The 17,144-nt window shown below is 38.8% G+C and carries 20 protein-coding genes; 13 read left to right on the forward strand and 7 right to left on the reverse strand.

Features of this window, described 5'->3' with window-relative positions; genetic code table 11:
• Positions 1-28: 28 nt before the first annotated feature.
• The 6 genes from OCV43_RS00950 to OCV43_RS00975 all read right to left on the reverse strand — a co-directional run bounded on the left by OCV43_RS00950 (position 29) and on the right by OCV43_RS00975 (position 4,536).
• Complete coding sequence (locus OCV43_RS00950; protein ID WP_227710682.1) at positions 29-226, reverse strand: winged helix-turn-helix domain-containing protein; 198 nt, start codon at positions 224-226, stop codon at positions 29-31.
• A 176-nt stretch (positions 227-402) separates the two neighbouring features.
• Positions 403-717: a hypothetical protein gene (locus tag OCV43_RS00955; RefSeq protein WP_227710675.1), complete on the reverse strand. Its 315-nt coding sequence runs from the start codon at positions 715-717 to the stop codon at positions 403-405.
• 108 nt (positions 718-825) lie between these two features.
• Positions 826-1,446 (reverse strand): zf-HC2 domain-containing protein, encoded by a 621-nt coding sequence (locus tag OCV43_RS00960; RefSeq protein ID WP_022242948.1) that lies wholly within the window; start codon positions 1,444-1,446, stop codon positions 826-828.
• Positions 1,443-1,943, reverse strand: coding sequence for an RNA polymerase sigma factor (locus OCV43_RS00965; protein WP_022242949.1), 501 nt, complete (start codon positions 1,941-1,943; stop codon positions 1,443-1,445). Before OCV43_RS00965 ends, OCV43_RS00960 begins: the two co-directional genes overlap by 4 nt.
• A gap of 20 nt (positions 1,944-1,963) precedes the next feature.
• The gene (locus OCV43_RS00970) at positions 1,964-3,859 is read right to left on the reverse strand and encodes an ABC transporter permease (RefSeq protein WP_022242950.1); all 1,896 of its coding nucleotides are present in this window, start codon (positions 3,857-3,859) and stop codon (positions 1,964-1,966) included.
• On the reverse strand, positions 3,856-4,536 hold the full coding sequence (locus OCV43_RS00975) for an ABC transporter ATP-binding protein (protein ID WP_022242951.1): 681 nt from the start codon (positions 4,534-4,536) through the stop codon (positions 3,856-3,858). The genes OCV43_RS00970 and OCV43_RS00975 overlap by 4 nt, the downstream gene beginning before the upstream one ends.
• Before the next feature lie 348 nt (positions 4,537-4,884).
• Here OCV43_RS00975 and OCV43_RS00980 point away from each other — a divergent pair, with 348 nt between their 5' ends.
• Both OCV43_RS00980 and OCV43_RS00985 read left to right on the forward strand, forming a co-directional pair.
• Entirely contained in the window at positions 4,885-5,388 is a 504-nt protein-coding gene (locus OCV43_RS00980; protein ID WP_022242952.1) for a hypothetical protein, read from the forward strand.
• 13 nt (positions 5,389-5,401) lie between these two features.
• A complete protein-coding gene (locus OCV43_RS00985) occupies positions 5,402-5,584 on the forward strand; it encodes a DUF6472 family protein (protein ID WP_022242953.1) in 183 nt (60 codons plus the stop codon).
• Positions 5,585-5,587: 3 nt separating this feature from the next.
• Here the strand turns inward: OCV43_RS00985 and OCV43_RS00990 are convergent, their stop codons facing one another.
• The gene (locus tag OCV43_RS00990; RefSeq protein WP_227710674.1) at positions 5,588-5,872 is read right to left on the reverse strand and encodes a GNAT family acetyltransferase; all 285 of its coding nucleotides are present in this window, start codon (positions 5,870-5,872) and stop codon (positions 5,588-5,590) included.
• A gap of 181 nt (positions 5,873-6,053) precedes the next feature.
• On the opposite strand from OCV43_RS00990, the gene OCV43_RS00995 reads away from it, so the two are divergent.
• The 11 genes from OCV43_RS00995 to OCV43_RS01045 all read left to right on the forward strand — a co-directional run bounded on the left by OCV43_RS00995 (position 6,054) and on the right by OCV43_RS01045 (position 17,139).
• The gene (locus OCV43_RS00995; protein ID WP_022242971.1) at positions 6,054-6,278 is read left to right on the forward strand and encodes a hypothetical protein; all 225 of its coding nucleotides are present in this window, start codon (positions 6,054-6,056) and stop codon (positions 6,276-6,278) included.
• A gap of 87 nt (positions 6,279-6,365) precedes the next feature.
• The gene (gene murI / locus OCV43_RS01000; RefSeq protein WP_022242972.1) at positions 6,366-7,142 is read left to right on the forward strand and encodes a glutamate racemase; all 777 of its coding nucleotides are present in this window, start codon (positions 6,366-6,368) and stop codon (positions 7,140-7,142) included.
• Positions 7,143-7,557: 415 nt separating this feature from the next.
• Complete coding sequence (locus tag OCV43_RS01005; RefSeq protein WP_022242973.1) at positions 7,558-8,754, forward strand: cation:proton antiporter; 1,197 nt, start codon at positions 7,558-7,560, stop codon at positions 8,752-8,754.
• A gap of 439 nt (positions 8,755-9,193) precedes the next feature.
• A complete protein-coding gene (locus OCV43_RS01010; protein WP_227710673.1) occupies positions 9,194-10,519 on the forward strand; it encodes an MATE family efflux transporter in 1,326 nt (441 codons plus the stop codon).
• A gap of 38 nt (positions 10,520-10,557) precedes the next feature.
• Entirely contained in the window at positions 10,558-11,718 is a 1,161-nt protein-coding gene (locus OCV43_RS01015; protein WP_262623185.1) for a PP-loop family protein, read from the forward strand.
• 70 nt (positions 11,719-11,788) lie between these two features.
• Positions 11,789-12,268, forward strand: a complete 480-nt coding sequence (ybaK, locus tag OCV43_RS01020; RefSeq protein WP_022242976.1) for a Cys-tRNA(Pro) deacylase — start codon at positions 11,789-11,791, stop codon at positions 12,266-12,268.
• A gap of 46 nt (positions 12,269-12,314) precedes the next feature.
• Positions 12,315-12,911 carry an HdeD family acid-resistance protein gene (locus OCV43_RS01025; protein WP_118057082.1) on the forward strand — a complete coding sequence of 199 codons (597 nt, stop codon included), beginning with the start codon at positions 12,315-12,317 and terminating at the stop codon, positions 12,909-12,911.
• 31 nt (positions 12,912-12,942) lie between these two features.
• Positions 12,943-13,173: a hypothetical protein gene (locus OCV43_RS01030; RefSeq protein WP_022242978.1), complete on the forward strand. Its 231-nt coding sequence runs from the start codon at positions 12,943-12,945 to the stop codon at positions 13,171-13,173.
• Positions 13,174-13,247: 74 nt separating this feature from the next.
• Positions 13,248-14,300, forward strand: a complete 1,053-nt coding sequence (locus OCV43_RS01035) for an HD-GYP domain-containing protein (RefSeq protein ID WP_022242979.1) — start codon at positions 13,248-13,250, stop codon at positions 14,298-14,300.
• A 32-nt stretch (positions 14,301-14,332) separates the two neighbouring features.
• A complete protein-coding gene (locus OCV43_RS01040; protein WP_022242980.1) occupies positions 14,333-14,899 on the forward strand; it encodes a TetR/AcrR family transcriptional regulator C-terminal domain-containing protein in 567 nt (188 codons plus the stop codon).
• 155 nt (positions 14,900-15,054) lie between these two features.
• A complete protein-coding gene (locus OCV43_RS01045) occupies positions 15,055-17,139 on the forward strand; it encodes an efflux RND transporter permease subunit (RefSeq protein WP_262623186.1) in 2,085 nt (694 codons plus the stop codon).
• The last annotated feature ends 5 nt before the right edge of the window (positions 17,140-17,144 follow it).

Consider the following 17,144-nt stretch of genomic DNA (forward strand, 5'->3'; position numbering starts at 1 on the left):
CAGGCAGTGATCTATCACAGACCACTGCCTAAATTTTATTAAACCGATACCCAACACCCCATACTGTCTGAATATAAACCAGATGGCTCGGATCATCTTCTATCTTTTCTCGGATGTGGCTCATTACAATGTTATAATCTCCGGAATATGGTTCTTTCCAAACCACATCATAAATCTGTTCCTTGCTGAACACTCTGCCAGGATTTTGAGCGAGAAAACTGATAATTTCAAACTCCGTATATGTTAGTTCAACTTTCTGCCCTCCTTGATTACTTCTCTTCGTTCCAGATCAATGATTATATCATCATACCGAATTTTATCCTGCGGATACCTCGTTTGATATGTAAATTTATGCCTCCCAGTCAAACTATTAGAACTTTATTATAAAAATTCCGACGGATTTCATATCCCAGTTTTGTTATCTCCTAGAAAATTCCCGAATGCTGAAATAATACCGTAAGCCAATATATATATTGTTGCACTTTCGTTATAGAAGATAAAAATAGTTGGTACAAACAACAACATTACAAGCAAGGAATAAATCCAATTAAATGAGTTTTTTATCCCGTAGATCAAAGCTACTATAAAACATATAACTGGGAAACCAATTAACAAAATCAACATGCCGCTTCCAGTATCCTTAATCATAAATGGAGTTAAATAAAAAACAATCGCGTTAATTATTAAATATGGCAACATCTTTTTAAATTTCTTCACACTCTCACCTCCAGAAATTAATACTGTTATTAATTACAATAAATACGATTTTCTCTACGACTTCAAGGGTTACCCTCTCTCTTCCACACGAATAACTTAATTTTTTACTTATTCGCTCCAAATCAGGATATTATCATTTTCAGTTCCGTAATAAATTTCTTTTATGTGTATACTTTCCCCGTCTTCTGTTTTTTGTATTTTAGGTAGAGTATAAGTTGCCGCCCAATTCTCACCATCGCCAGTTTGTGTCGCAATAACTCCCCTCTTTTCAAGCAAATAGAGCTTTCCCGAATCTTCCACTACCATAGCATTGGTTAGAACTTTTTTTCCATCTGTTGCTTCCAGAATAATCTTTACATGTTCATCCGTCACACTCACTACATTTGCCTGGATATTAGCACTAGGAACAGAAGTAAGAATCCAACGTGTTAATCCCCAATATCCTCCAACCAGGCATAAACACAAAATGAGTGTGGCTAATACACCTTTTACAAAACCATTTTTTACTGATTTTTTCCATCCTGACGCCATAGCTTTTACAAATTCTTCATCATGCATTTCTTGTTCTGTTGAAGCACTACATTCCATTTTCATCTTTTTCAATAAAGCATCACAATCTGAACAATTTTTAAGATGTTCATCTATAAGAATACGGCTTTCTTGTGAACATACATCATCACAGTACAAAGGTAATAAATCTCTGGCTACCTCACATGAAATTCTTGTCATTGTTTTCCCTCCATTTCATTCAGAATTTTAACTTTAGCCCGATGATAAGTCACTCTCGCCCAACTTTCTGTTTTCCCAAAAATTCCTGATATTTTTTTGAATGACAATTCACCAAAAACTCGTAACATAAACACTTCCTTATAAGGTTCTTCTATATCATGTAAATATTCAAGAATACGCATAGCATCAGTCTCATCTGCTATTCTCAACTCCAATGGCTGGGATGTGGTGTCTGGTAAATGATCTGACACTTCATCTAATGTCATTATCGCACTATGTTTCTCCTTTCGCTTTTGAGCAAAGTAAAGATGTTTTGCAATCTGACATAACCACACTGTCATTTTACAATCACCACGAAAGGATGAAATACTTTTCATTGCTTGAAAAAAAGTTTCCTGCGTAATTTCTTCTGCTTGCTCGGAGTTTCGGCAAAGAGATAATACATATCTATAAATATCTTTGAAGTATAAAGAATAAATTTCTTCAAATGATTCCATTTGCTGCCTCCTTCCGTAAGTTATATTTCATCCTTAATGTTCTGTAAAAAATTCTGACGTTTCATACAACACCATTCTACTATCATTGCAACCAGGGTGGCTGTAATCATCGCAACAATCAACAAAAAAATTTGCTTCAATGGCAACATAAACCGAATACGCCACGTAGAGCGAAGAACCTGATATACATTATAGCATAATAAGCATGATACCGGAATTCCAATCAATGCTGCAAGAAAAAAGCTACGTGCTGTTTCCAAAATTAGAATTCGCAGTAAACCTTGTTTTGTTTGCCCTAATGACCATAACATTGCCAGACCACGTTTCCTGTCAATATACTGAAAGACAATGGTACTAAAAACATTTACCAATGCAATAGTTAAAAGAATCAAACAGACAGCCACCATTGTCACATGGATCTCCCACATGGAAGCATACCATTCCTTAAAAATTCTTCTCTGATAAACCAGATGTCCCAATGCATTTGCTCCCAATTTCTGATGAAGTTTTCCGTAAAGAGTTTCATCATATTCTTGAAATAAACCATACACATTAACCTGACAAAACTCACCTATTAGCTCACGAATTGATTCAATTTCTTGAATGGGAAGAAGCAAAGTTACATTTCCTGAAAAATCCATCCCTTCTGGTAGTTCTTTTGAAAGTATAATTGGTGAGTTATAGAATACCGTGTTATTTTCCTCAAAAAAACCACAAAAAATTTCAACACCTGTGTTTTCCTCATCCCAAATAGTTTTATTCACTAAGGATGTTTCGAAAAACAAGTTATCAGCATTCTCTTGATAACTTGTTCTGTTGATATAACGATCTACCAAAATAGCTGGAGCTGATTCGTCCTCTATTTCTAAATCAGAACAATTACGAAGAATCATCTTATAATGCATTTCATCCAAAAAAAGTATATCACAGCTCGTATCCCAAATTTCTTGTTCTTCCCAACCTGCTTTTTCCAACACCTGTAGCAGGCTTTTATTTAATATATTTTTCCTGAGAGATGCTCGCCCATCGACCTGTACATATATCAGCATGTCTCCATCCGAGTTTTTTGTACTTAAACCCTGACATTCCTCTAATGCCAATTTTAATTCATCATAATTTTGAGTTGTAAAATTATATTGAATTCCATATTTAGCCAATAATCCTGATTGCTGTATATCTAAATCTGTGTTGATAAAATAGCTGATCGGTATATACAATATCATTACAGTAATCAGCGTAAGGACAATACGGATGTAATGTCCTCTATTTGCTGAGCGGTATTTTCCGGCCATGAAAATAGCAAAAGAATTGTAATGCTTTCCGAACTTATCCTGTCTGGAATGAATTGTTACAGACTTACTTGTTCTTGATAAAGTAATGGGAGTTTTCATTGCCTTATGTACCGGACGCAAACCACAAATGCAAGAAACTATCAATAACCAACAAAAAATACTGCAAATTATCCACCAGGGAATTTCTACAGGTATAGAAATACTCTTCTCCAAAGCAATAGTAACAATCAAACCTAATGGTACTGCAATGCAGTATATAATGCCTATCTCTATTACCACCATAAGAAAAAGTTGCTGCCACGTTGCTCCCAGCGTAATTAAACGTCCAAGACTATGCCATTTTTGAAAAAATGTCAAAGCAAATAAATTATGAAGAAGAACTGCAGAACATACCAAAACTATTGTTAGAAGTATCACCGCCAATACAGTCAATGCTAATTCGGTAGAATTAAATGTACTTGTGTCGGAATTTCCTTCATGTACTTGTGTCCAAAAGTAATACCCCAAACTTCCAAAAGCATTAAGTAAAAAACTAGAGAAAAAAATACCGCAAAATAAAGTTATGGTACGCAAACGTTGTTTCATTATCAAGCGCAAAGTTAACCATAAAAATCCCCACCTCATACAATCACCTCATCATTGACTATTTTCCCATCCATCATATGAAGTACCCTATTTGCTTTTTGTGCAACAACGGAATCATGAGTAACCACAAGAATTGTCATTTCTTCCTGTTCGTTCATATAACGTAAAAGCTGTAAAAGTTCATCACGTTTTGCAGAGTCTAAATTGCCAGTAGGTTCATCTGCTAATAAGAGTTTAGGATGATTGATTAATGCTCTGCCAATGGCTATTTTTTGCTGTTGACCACCAGAAAGCTGACCCGGATAAAAATTTGCCTTGTTTTCCATCCCCAAAATCGTCAGTATTTTCTTAACTTCTCTTTGATCTACGCTTTTACCATCCATCAGTGCAGGAAGCAGCAGATTCTCCCTTGCTGTTAATTCCGGAACGAGATTATAAAATTGATAGACTATGCCCACTTCTCGACGACGAAATAGCGATATTTCAGAATTTCGTTTTTCATATAATGATACGCCACAATTCAATATCTGTCCTGAAGATGGTTTACTTAATCCACCAATCATATGTAGCAATGTCGATTTTCCACACCCTGATGGGCCAGTCACAGCTATAAACTCACCTTTTTCAATAGCAAAAGAAATATTAGTAAGTGCATTGACAGGTTCGTTCCCAACTGAATAAATTTGTGATACATTTTTCACTTCAATGTAATGCATAATATCCCCCCTTATATAGATAAGAGAATGGTTTATTAGATTCGTTACAAAAAATCAAAAATATTATGTATTGTTATGCGTTCCGCCATGATTGCCTAAGCAATCGGAACACGCACACCCTGCTTCGCAGGCTGCACCTCAAAAGAAGCAAGCACTGCCATTATCATGACAAATGGCCCATTTTTCCCTTATCGCCCGCAGCTCAAGTTGGAAAATGAATCAGGGAAGTATCCCTGACCCTCTTAATTTTAAACATAATCTACTGGATTAATCGCAGAAAAAGAGATATAATGAAAAAGAATCTGCATGAGAAGCAGGTGCAAAAAGAAAAATTGAGAGGTTTGAAGTATGAGTATTTTTGAAAACACAGTTCTGGTAGATAAGAAGGTGTCTGTTGTAAATGTAATCTTAAGGTATCTTTGTATTGCGTTGGCAATTTTCTGTGTACTGGTTTCCATTATTGTGTATCCGGGAATTTTACTGGTTCCTGCAATTATCTTTGCAGTTTTCTGGTATCTTCTTAAAATTGCATCACAGATTGAATGGGAATATACCTATATTGAAGGAAGACTTAGCTTTGCACGTATCAAGGCAAAGAGAAAGAGAAAAAATATTGCAAAGATTGAGATGGAAGAGGTTGTGCTGATTGCACCGTCAACTGCACATGAATTGTATAATTATCATAACAACAACCAGTTGAGTGTAAAGGATTGTTCTTCAAAGCAGCCGGGAGCGAAGACCTATGAAGTGATTTATAAGAACGGAAGCGGACTTGGAGACATTATCTTTGAACCGGATGAAAATATGCTGGACATGATCTGCAACCGGAATGCAAAGAAAGTCATCAGATAGGAGAGTTGATTTTATGGCAGAACAGGGAAGTTGTGATACCTGTGTAAATTTTGTATATGATGAAGATTACGAATATTATGTCTGTGATATGGATCTGGATGAAGATGATATGGTAAGATTTCTTACCGGCAACACGAATTCCTGCCCGTATTATCAGTTATATGATGAGTACAAGATTGTGCGTCATCAGATGTAAATTTTAAATAGGAACAGTTTTAAAGAGGTCTGCATTTTCTGTATAGACCTGATTGAGCCAGTTGCATGCCTGACCAATACCTTCGTTAGAATATTCGAAGGTGTTGGTCTTTTTTTGTTCATCCGGCGTAGCGGTAAAGCAATAAGGACCCGGCCACCAGGTGGCAAGCAGAGTGGTGGAGTCATCTTCTACATGCTTCTCGATGCGGTAGCGCATGCCTAGATGGCTTCCGGTATACTGTGTTTTATTATAAAAAGGAATGGAAAATAAATCTTTACGTTCTATCATAACAGCACCTGCTTTCAAAATACTATATCAAAGGTAGCACAAGAAGGGTCTCTTTGCAAGAAATGAAAGGGATATTTAAAACACAGGTCTGTTATGGCTTGCACATTCCATCCCAAGATGATAGAATAAAGATGACATTAGAAACATAATGTTGGGGTGATGAGGAGTAGATAGGGGAAAAATGGAAAACAAATTCTGTTACCTGAAAGGGCTTGTGGACTGCAGTTCGGGACAGATTCAGGATTGCAATGTAAAGCATGTGTCTAGGTGTCCGCGGGAAGAAGACACGGCTAAGAAGGAGAGCCGGCAGGCGTTCTGCTTCTTAAAAGGACTGGTAGACTGTGCTCCGTGTGATGTGCAGGACTGCAATATTAAGAGAGTGCGTAGATGCCCGAGGGAAAACTAAGAATTGCTGCTGAAAACGGAAAAACTGTTTTCAGCAGTTTTTTACGAAAGAAGAGAACCTATTTGTATGCGAAAACAGGGGGCTATCATGAAACAGACCGAAAGACCAATTGCAGTATTTGATTCAGGTGTAGGTGGAATAAGTGTATTACGTGAACTGGTACGCCTGATGCCAAATGAAAATTATATATTTTTTGGAGATTCTAAAAATGCACCGTATGGTGGAAAGAGCTTAGAAGAGGTGCGGAAACTGACGGAATGTCATGTGAGACACCTGTTATCAGAAGGAGCAAAAGCAGTAGTGATTGCCTGTAATACAGCAACCAGTGCAGATGTCTCGATTTTGAGAAAAGAATATCCGGATGTACCGGTGGTTGGAATTGAACCTGCATTAAAGCCTGCAGTACAGTTTATGGAGCATCCACGGGTACTTGTTATGGCAACGCCAATGACAATCCGGGAAGAAAAATTTCAACGGCTTATGGCACGGTATGAAAAGGATGCGGAGATTTATCCACTGGCATGTCCCGGAATTGTGGAATTTGTTGAGCGTGGAGAATTAAACAGTGCAGGATTAAAGGCATTTTTATACAGGCTGTTGAAACCATATTGTGAGGGAACGGTGGATGCAATCGTTTTGGGATGTACCCATTATCCTTTTGTAAAGGATGCAATAGCAGAAGTGATGGGAAATACGGTGGAATTTTTTGATGGAGGAGCTGGTGTGGCACGGGAGACCAGACGGCGGCTTATGGAAAAGGAATTATTGTATACCGGAGACAGAAAAGGCAGGGTAATATTTGAAAACAGCGCTGCAACATTAGAAAAGCTGCGTTTGTGCGAAATATTACTTAATTCTAAATAAAATATAAATTAAATGGGAATATTTTTTTAGATTTTTTTAGAATCCTTTTCGAAAGCTGACACACTTTAGACACATTTCATGGATATAATGAATTTATCAAATGAAGGGACACAAAAATAAAAAACAGATTTCCTTTCGTTTGAAAAAGTGGCAATAATTTCCTTTTAATAGATGAAACATTTTCATAACTAAACTCCTCGAAAAAACAGTCCGGAAGGGCTGTTTTTTCATGCTAAAAAGAGTGGCTGATTTTTAATTGTGAAAAAGTAACAAAAAATCCTGGAAAATATATAAATATTAAGTAACAAAAAAAGAAAAAATGTATTGCTATTACCAGCAAAAAGAGTTAACATAGTTCCGGGTTTAGGAGAATGTAAAAAGAAAAAACAAGAGAAGGAAGGAAAGAGGTCATATTATGGAATCTTATGAATTTCTGCTTTTTTTAGCAATTATTTTAATTTCAACAAAAGTATTAGGACTTTTCTCACGAAAAGTGCATATGCCGGCAGTAGTAGGAGCACTGGCAGCCGGTATTATTTTAGGACCATCTGTATTAAAACTTATCACACTGGATGGAACCAACGGAGTATACCTTGAAATCACAGCTGAAATCGGAGTTATTTTCCTGATGTTCTCCGCAGGACTGGAGACTGATCTGAAAGAAATCAAGGCAAATGCATTGGCATCCTTTATCGTTGCTTTAATCGGAGTTATTGTTCCTCTGATTGGTGGATTTTTAGGGTATGCATTATATTTCCATACAGATTTTACAGATTATCAGGAGGTATTGAAATCTGTCTTTATCGGAGTTGTGCTGACAGCAACATCTGTGAGTATTACAGTAGAAACATTGCGTGAACTGGGACGTTTAAAGGGAAGAGTCGGAACAACCATTCTTGGCGCAGCTGTTATTGACGATATTCTTGGAATTATTGTACTTACCATTGTAACGAGCTTAAAGGATACCAGCGTAAATCCGGTTACTGTTATGGTTAAGATCGTTCTTTACTTTATTGTAATCGGAATCTTATTCTTCCTGGTATCAAAATGCAAACCATTAATTGAAAGCGAAGGTCAGAAAAGACGTGTTACTGTATTTGCACTGGCATTCTGCTTCTTATTATCCTATATATCAGAAAAATTCTTCGGCATTGCAGATATTACAGGTGCATATTTCGCAGGACTGATGCTTTGCAGCATGAAGAACGGTGAATATGTAAAAGACAGAATCAATTTCCCGTCTTACTTATTCTTCTCACCGGTATTCTTCGCAAGTATCGGTATTAAGACATCCTTAGACGGAATGACAGGTTCTATGGTAGGATTTACCATTATCCTTTTAGGGATTGCTTTACTGACCAAGGTGATTGGATGCGGACTGGGCGCAAAGTTCTGCCGCTATACAAATAAAGAAGCATTACAGATTGGTGTCGGAATGATTTCCCGTGGTGAGGTTGCGTTAATTGTTGCCCAGAAGGGATATCAGTGCGGCATGTTAGATGATAGATTCTTCGCACCAATCGTACTGGTAGTAATCGTGACAACATTGATTACCCCGATTCTGCTGAAGCTGGTAATGCATGATAAACAGTCTGAACAGCCGGCAGCATAAAAGTCAGATAGCGCAGTAAAATAAAATCCTGCAGACCAAAAATAAATGTAAGTTTGTTACATTTGCGTCCGCAGGATTTTCTTGTAATTGCGCATAGCTATTGATTTTATTATTATTTGCAACTTGCTATTTAGTATTTGCTATTTAGATAAACGTTTGTGTAGTCTGCCAAAGCAGGGATGCTTATCGGGGCTGTTAGTAGTATCTGGAATTTGTTCTTTATCTGGCAACGCTGGTACAGGGATGTACCAGCGAGGTGCATAGGAACAGGGATGTGACTTTGCACCGGTTGCCGGAACAGAGACAACGAAAAAACAAATTCCAGATACTACTTACACCCTGATACCGCATCCCGTCTTGGCAGACTACACAGACGCCATTCAAAAAGATAAATTATAAAATGTAAAGAATTATCGAAAGAAAAGAAAGAGGATAAAACGTGGAACAAAAGAAAACTCTTGGACAATTGTTTGTACCAATCTGCCTGGAAACATTATGTTATATGCTTTCCGGCATGGTGGATACACTGATGCTTTCATCTGTGGGAGATGCAGCAGTCGGTGCTGTTGGAACAGCCAATACCTATATAGGTATTTTTATCATTATGTTTTCTGTTATTTCAGCCGGAATGATTGCGGTTATGACGCAGTATATCGGTGCCGGAAGAGAGGGGATTGCATATCAGGCAAGACAGCTTGGCATGTTATTTAACGCTATTGTAGGAGCAATTCTTGCGGTATTTTTGTTCTTCCAGTCAGGAATGATATTATCAGCGGTTGGTGTGGCAGATTCTCTGATGGAGTATGCAAAAACATATCTTAGGATTGTGGGAGGCGGATGCATTTTAAACGCACTGATTCCGATTTTCTCCAGCTACTTAAGAGCGTTTGGATATACCAGACAGCCTCTTGTGGCAACGGTATCTGCCAACATTTTAAATTTTATCTTAAATGCAGTATTCCTTTTTGGGTTCCACTATGGAGTAGCAGGAGTTGCTGCAGCAACAGTAATTTCAAGGGTATTGAATCTTGGCCTGGTAATCTGCTTCGGACATTATTATATTCATGCGAAGGAGAAGAAGGAGAGGCTTAAGAACCGTGTGGTATTCGGACAGATTGTCAAGATCGGACTGCCTTCTGCCATGGAAACAGCACTATATAATGTGGCAATGACTTTGATTATCCGTTTCTTAAATCAGATGGATGCCAATGGAATGAACGTAACAGCCCGTTCCTATGCCATACAGATTACAAATTTTTCTTACTGCGTAGGTGCAGCGTTAGCCCAGGCAAATGCAATTATGGTCGGCTGGCGGATAGGTGCACAGGATTATGAAGCCTGTGATAAAGGAACCAGAAAAGCAGCAGTTGTGGGTGTAATTGTTGCGACGATACTGGAGAGCATTTTTGCTTTATCGTCCCATTGGCTGATACGGATGTTTACGGATGATCCACAGATGGTATCTCTGGTTGGAAAGCTTCTGGCAATTGATATTGTCCTTGAAATTGGACGGGTGACTAATCTGGTATACGGAAATGCTTTAAAGACCAGCGGTGATGCGGTATTTACTACAGTGATTGCTGCGATATTCATGTACCTGTGTGCGGTGGGGGGATCTTATTTCTTCGGAATTCATCTAGGATTGCTGGTTTGTGGAGCATATATCGGTATGGCAATGGATGAATGTGTCCGGGCAGTGGGAATGATTTTACGGTGGCGGAGCGGAAAATGGAAACAGAAGGTATTGATAAAAGAAAACGCCTAGTATAAAATAAGAGAAAATTGAAAGTAAGGAGCGGAAGCATGGCAGATACTGAGATTAATCTGGCACAATTAAAAGAATATAAGGCTGGGGAATACCAGTTAATCGATATCAGAAATGAGGATGCCTTCCGCTATGGAAGTATCAAGGGAGCAGTCAATCTGCCGGAGCAGGAGATTTTTTTGAGAAAAGAGGAACTATCGGCGGCCAAGCGTCTGATACTATTTTGTGCCAAAGGAATCAACAGTATCGGAGTAGCGGAAAGACTAAGGGAAGAAGGTTTTGATGCAGTCAGCTTAGAGGGCGGTTATGGCGCATATCTGATGGATAGTTTCCAGAAGAAAACATCAGAGAAAGAGGAACGCTGTCAGGAAATCGAGAAGAGCATCCGCAAGAAATTTCATAAAGCAATCTTTAGTAAATTTGCGAAAGCAATCAATGAATATGAGCTGTTGCAACCGGGAGACAAAGTGGCAGTATGTATTTCCGGTGGTAAGGACTCCATGCTGATGGCAAAACTCTTTCAGGAATTGCAGCGGCATAATAAATTCCAGTTTGAACTGGTATTCTTAGTGATGGATCCGGGATACAGTGAGATGAACCGTAAAGTGATTGAACGGAATGCAGAACTGATGCAGATTCCGATTACGGTATTTGAAACACAGATTTTTGATGCGGTATATGAGATTGAGAATTCTCCGTGCTATCTGTGTGCAAGAATGCGCCGTGGTTATTTATATAGTAAGGCAAAGGAATTAGGCTGTAACAAGATTGCGCTGGGACATCATTATGATGATGTCATTGAGACTATTTTAATGGGAATGCTCTATGGTGCACAGGTACAGACCATGATGCCGAAGCTTCACAGCACGAATTTTGAAGGAATGGAACTGATTCGGCCGATGTATTTAATCCGGGAGGATGATATCAAGCACTGGAGAGATTATAATGATTTACATTTTATCCAGTGTGCCTGCCATTTTACCGATACCTGTACCACCTGTGACCCGGATGGACGTACCGTGTCAAAGCGGATGGAAATCAAACAGCTGATTGCCAGATTAAAGGAAGTAAATCCATATGTGGAAAATAATATCTTCCGTAGTGTGGAAAATGTAAATTTAAGTACCATTATTGCTTATAAGAAAGATGGGGTAAAACATTCTTTTTTAGAAACCTATGTGAATGGAACGGATGAGTAACATGCAAATCAGCTCAGGTTAAAACAGAGACTTTCAAAAAAAGTAAAGAACCCAAAAGGAGCATAAAACCATGGGGAAAGAAGTAAAGACCAATGCCATGCGGATTTTAGACCGGCATAAAGTGGCATATGAAATCTTAAATTACGAATGTGATGAATTTATTGACGGACTGCATACGGCAGAACTGACCGGAGCACCGGTGGAACAGACTTATAAGACACTGGTCATGCAGGGAAAAAGCAAGGCATATTATGTCTTTGTGGTACAGATTGCAGAAGAGGTGGATCTAAAGGCGGCAGCAAGGGCGGCCGGTGAGAAATCCGTAGAAATGATTCATGTAAAAGATATTACAAAGATTACCGGTTATGTAAGAGGTGGCTGCAGTCCCCTTGGAATGAAGAAACAGTTTCCGACCATTTTAGATAAAAGTATGGAACAGTTTGATAAAATCTATATCAGTGGCGGAAGAATCGGCACATCCATGGCGTTATCTCCGGCAGACTTAGCAGCAGTAACCGGAGCAGCCTATGCAGATATTACTGCAAAATAAAGGAAAGAAATTAAATAAAAAAACAAGTGGAAGGAGCGTATTTATTATGAAGGAAACATTAAAGAGAATCAAAGCAGATGTTATATTATCCGCTATTCTTTGTGTGGCACTGGGAGTTATTCTTATGATATGGCCTACGCAGGTAACAAAGGTACTCTGCTATATTTTGGCAGCTATTTTATGCGTGATGGGAATCGGACATATTATTTCTTATATGAGAAATAAACTGGAAAGCAGGCTGGGACTGGCAACCGGAATTGCACTGGTTATTTTGGGTGTATGGATTCTGGTACAGCCATTGAACTTTGCAAAGATATTCCCGGTAGTAATCGGAGTTGTATTGCTGATGCATGGTCTGGAAGACTTACGGATGACCATCGAAGCAAAGCAGAATGGTGACACAGCATGGGGAATCCTGCTTTTGATTACAATTCTTAATTTTGCATTCGGAATATTATTAATCTGGAAAGCCATCGAGATGGTACAGATTGCTATGGTAATCGTAGGAATTGCACTGATTTATGATGGACTGAGTGATTTGTTTGTAGTATATCGTGTGGCAGGTGCTGTCAAAGCGGCAAAACAGGCGGCAGAAGCCATTGATGTAGAAGCAGTAGAAGAAGATTCAGAAGAAAATGAATAATTTAGAAGCATAATCAGGAGGCGTATTATCAATGCGGCAGATGGAGTTTAAAATGGAGAGAACCGGGTTACTGGAAGTAGGAGATGTGTTACCGGTGACAGAGAGTAAGCTGCCGACTTCCTATTACTATACACTTGGAAATGCATTTGCAATGTCAGCAAATTATACCTTCCGGGAACGCCTGAAGTCTACCGAAGGGACGGTAGTGGATGTAAAGGAAACACCGAAGGGCTTTTTTGTGACGGTAGAATTTGATGAGTAAAAAAGTTGTAATCGCAGATAAAATGTTATAGAATAGGCGTGTGGGGTAACAAAAGACAAAGAGGAGCAATTTAGATGCGTTATCTACCAATAAAAAAGGTGGAGGCCGGAATGGTACTGGCTCAGGACATATTAGACGGTCAGGGAGTCATGCTTTTAGGCAGACATCAGATTTTAAATCAGGAGCAGATAGAGAATCTGGATAAGATGGGTTATCCGGGTCTTTATATTGATGATAAGTTTTCCGAAGAAATAGAGATTGCCGAAGTAATTAAGCCGTCTATTCACTCAAAGAGCCTGGAAATAGTACATCATCTGTTTATTGACCGTATGGAAGAGGAAGATGTCAGCGAACAGGAATGGCAGATTCGGGAAGCTGTCATGCAGGTGGTGGACAGTCTTCTGGAAAATGAAGAAGTAATGTATAACATGATGAGTCTTAAGAATTATGATGATTATACTTATTTTCATTCTGTAAATGTGGGAATTTTATCTGCAGTAATCGGAGCACATTATGGAATGGATGAGTATGAGCTCCGCATTCTTACTACGGCTGCATTACTTCATGATATCGGAAAGAAATTCTTAGAGATAGATATATTAAATGCACGTCGTGCACTGACCGAGGAAGAAAGAAGAATCGTATTACAGCATCCGAAGTTAGGATATGAGTTCCTGAGGGATAATTTTGATTTCGCACCGGAAGTATATCTTGGTGTATTAGAACATCATGAATGCTATAATGGCGAAGGTTATCCGATGCGAAAATCTGGTGATGAAATCAGTATTTATGGAAGAATTATCAAGCTGGCAGATGTGTATGATGCCATGATTTCAAAACGGCCATACCGTGATCCGATGCCGCCGGCAGATGTCATTGAATATATAATGGCAATGAACGGTTCGGAGTTTGATCCGAAGCTGGTGGAAGTATTTTTACGCTGGGTAGCTGTCTATCCGGCGGGCTGTGAAGTGGAACTTTCTGATGGCAGAATGGCAGTAGTAAAGCATAATTATCAGGGATTTGTGCTTCGCCCGATTGTAAAAGTCTGTGATACAGGAGAAATCATAGACCTTAAGAATAATAAGGAAGCAAGAAGTATCACCATAGTGCGACTGGTCGTTTAGACGGCTGTTTGATAAGAAGATGAGAGGAAGTTATGACAAATCAGGGAAGGAACGCAATCGATACACTGCTTGCGGAGAGCCTAAAAGAGCTGACAATCAAGCAACCTATAGAAAAGATTACAATCAAAGAGATAACCGATAAAGCGGGAGTTATCCGCCCGACCTTTTACAATCATTTTCAGGATAAGTATGAACTGTTAGAGTGGATTATCCGGACTGAATTATTAGAACCGGTAAAGCCGTTGATTCAGAATGGAATGATTGATCAGGCGTTGATTATTATATTTGCGGGTATTGAAAAAGAAAAAGATTTCTATACCAAAGCAAGCCGCTTAGAGGGACAGAACTCTTTTGAAGATATTGTAAAGGAATGCATTACGGGAACACTGATAGAAGTATTGGAAGAGAAGAATCTGGATAAGAAGATTCCATCGCCATGGCTTACAAAAGAGCGGATTGCCCGGTATCATGCCCAGTCCTTATGTTTTCTGGTAATTACCTGGATAAAAAGTGGAATGTCTATGCCTGCAAAAGAGATGTCGGATATTTATAATTATATGATTCGCAATTCTATCGCAGATATTATAGGCGATAATTAATATACAAATTGGCAGATATGTATAGCAACTGTTACAGATTCTACAATTTGTATATTGGATTGATACAGCCAAAAAAGATTGCATATGTTCGAATGCAGTCTTTTTTTTTATACTCTTACCTAGAAAAACATGAAAAAGAAAGAGATGGTAAAGAGATGATTAAATTTGGAAAGGGCGTCGTAAAGCACAGAGTCCTGATACTCATTATCAGTTTTGCTTTACTGATTCCAGCAGCATTTGGTTACTTTAACACAAGGGTTAACTATGATATCCTTTCCTATCTGCCAGGTGAATTAGAGTCCATGAAAGGACAGGATATTCTGGTAGATGAGTTCGGTACAGGAGCATTTTCCCTATGTGTCATTGAAGGTATGGAAGATAAAGATATCTCCACCCTTCGGGAACAGATTGCAGATGTAGACCATGTAAAATCTGTTATCTGGTATGATTCACTGGCAGACTTATCCGTACCAATGGATGTTTTGCCGGATGAGATTTATGACATATTCAACAATGATGAATCGGACAGTACGCTGATGGCGATTTTGTTTGATACTTCCATGTCAGCAGATGAGACAATGGATGCCATTGAAGAGATTCGAGGAATTACAACAAAACAGTGTTACTTAAGTGGTATGTCAGCAGTTGTAACAGACATTAAGGATCTGACCAACAAAGAGGTTCCGTTTTATGTATTGATTGCAGTACTGTTATCTGTTCTGGTACTTTCCCTGACCATGGATTCCGCAATTATTCCACTGTTTTTCTTATTAAGTATCGGTATGGCAATTGTATATAATCTGGGAAGTAACGTAATAAAAGGGGAAATTTCCTATGTAACGCAGGCGTTGGCGGCAGTCTTACAGCTTGGTGTTACCATGGACTACTCCATTTTTCTGTGGCACAGTTATCAGGAGAATCAGGAACGGTTTCCGGGAGATAAGAATCGTGCCATGGCACATGCAATTTCAAATACCATTACTTCTGTAGTCGGAAGTTCCATTACTACAGTAGCCGGATTTATTGCATTATGCTTCATGAGCTTTACCTTGGGACTTGACCTTGGTGTGGTAATGGCTAAGGGTGTTATCTTCGGTGTAATCGCCTGCGTAACCATCCTTCCATCCCTGATTCTGGTGTTTGACAAGGCAATTGAGAAAACCAAACACCGTGTTATTCTGCCGGACCTTGGAAATATTGCAAACTGGATTACCAGCCATTATTACATATTCATTATTTTATTCCTGGTAATCTTAGGACCTGCAATCTGGGGTTATAACAATACGAACGTATATTATGATCTGGCCGGTACATTGCCGGATTCACTGGAAAGTATTGCAGCAAATAACAAGCTGGAAGAAAATTTTGATATGGGTGCTACCCACATTGTTTTAGTAGACAGCAGCTTAGAGCCAAAGACCATATCGAAGATGATTGATGAAATCGATGATGTGGATGGTGTAAAGGCAACACTTGGTCTGGATGCAATCGTCGGACCGGCAATTCCAAGAGATGTCATCCCGGATTCTATCCGTGGCGAGCTGGAAAATGAAAATTATGAACTGCTGCTGATTACTTCCGAGTATAAAGTAGCATCAGATGAAGTAAATGCACAGTGTGATGCCATCAGCGGCATTATTAAGAACTATGATGAAAATGGCATGTTAATTGGTGAAGCACCATGTACGCAGGATCTGATTACCACGACAGACCATGACTTCAAAGTCGTAAGTGCAGTATCTATCGGAGCAATTTTCGTAATCATCGCAGTTGTATTTAAATCTATATCACTGCCGATTATCCTGGTAGCTGCAATTTACTTTGCAATCTTTATCAACATGGGTATTCCGGCATACACCGGTACACAGCTTCCGTTTATCGCATCCATCGTAATCGGAACCATTCAGCTGGGTGCAACGGTTGACTATGCAATCCTGATGACCAATAAATATAAGAAAGCAAGATATAAGGGAGCCGAGAAGAAGGAAGCAATTACAAGTGCCCTGCAGAGCTCCATCCAGTCCATTATCGTATCCGCATTAAGTTTCTTCGCAGCAACCTTTGGTGTAGGACTTTATTCTGATATCGATATGATTAGTTCCTTATGTACATTGATGGCAAGAGGTGCACTGATTAGTATGTTGGTTGTAATCTTTGTACTACCTTCATTGTTTATGATATTTGATAAAGTAATCTGCGTAACCAGTGCTGGTTTCCGCAACAAGAACAAAACGGTATAGATTAA

The sequence above is a fragment of the Roseburia amylophila genome, assembly GCF_025567465.1.
Lineage (GTDB): Bacteria > Bacillota > Clostridia > Lachnospirales > Lachnospiraceae > Roseburia_C > Roseburia_C amylophila.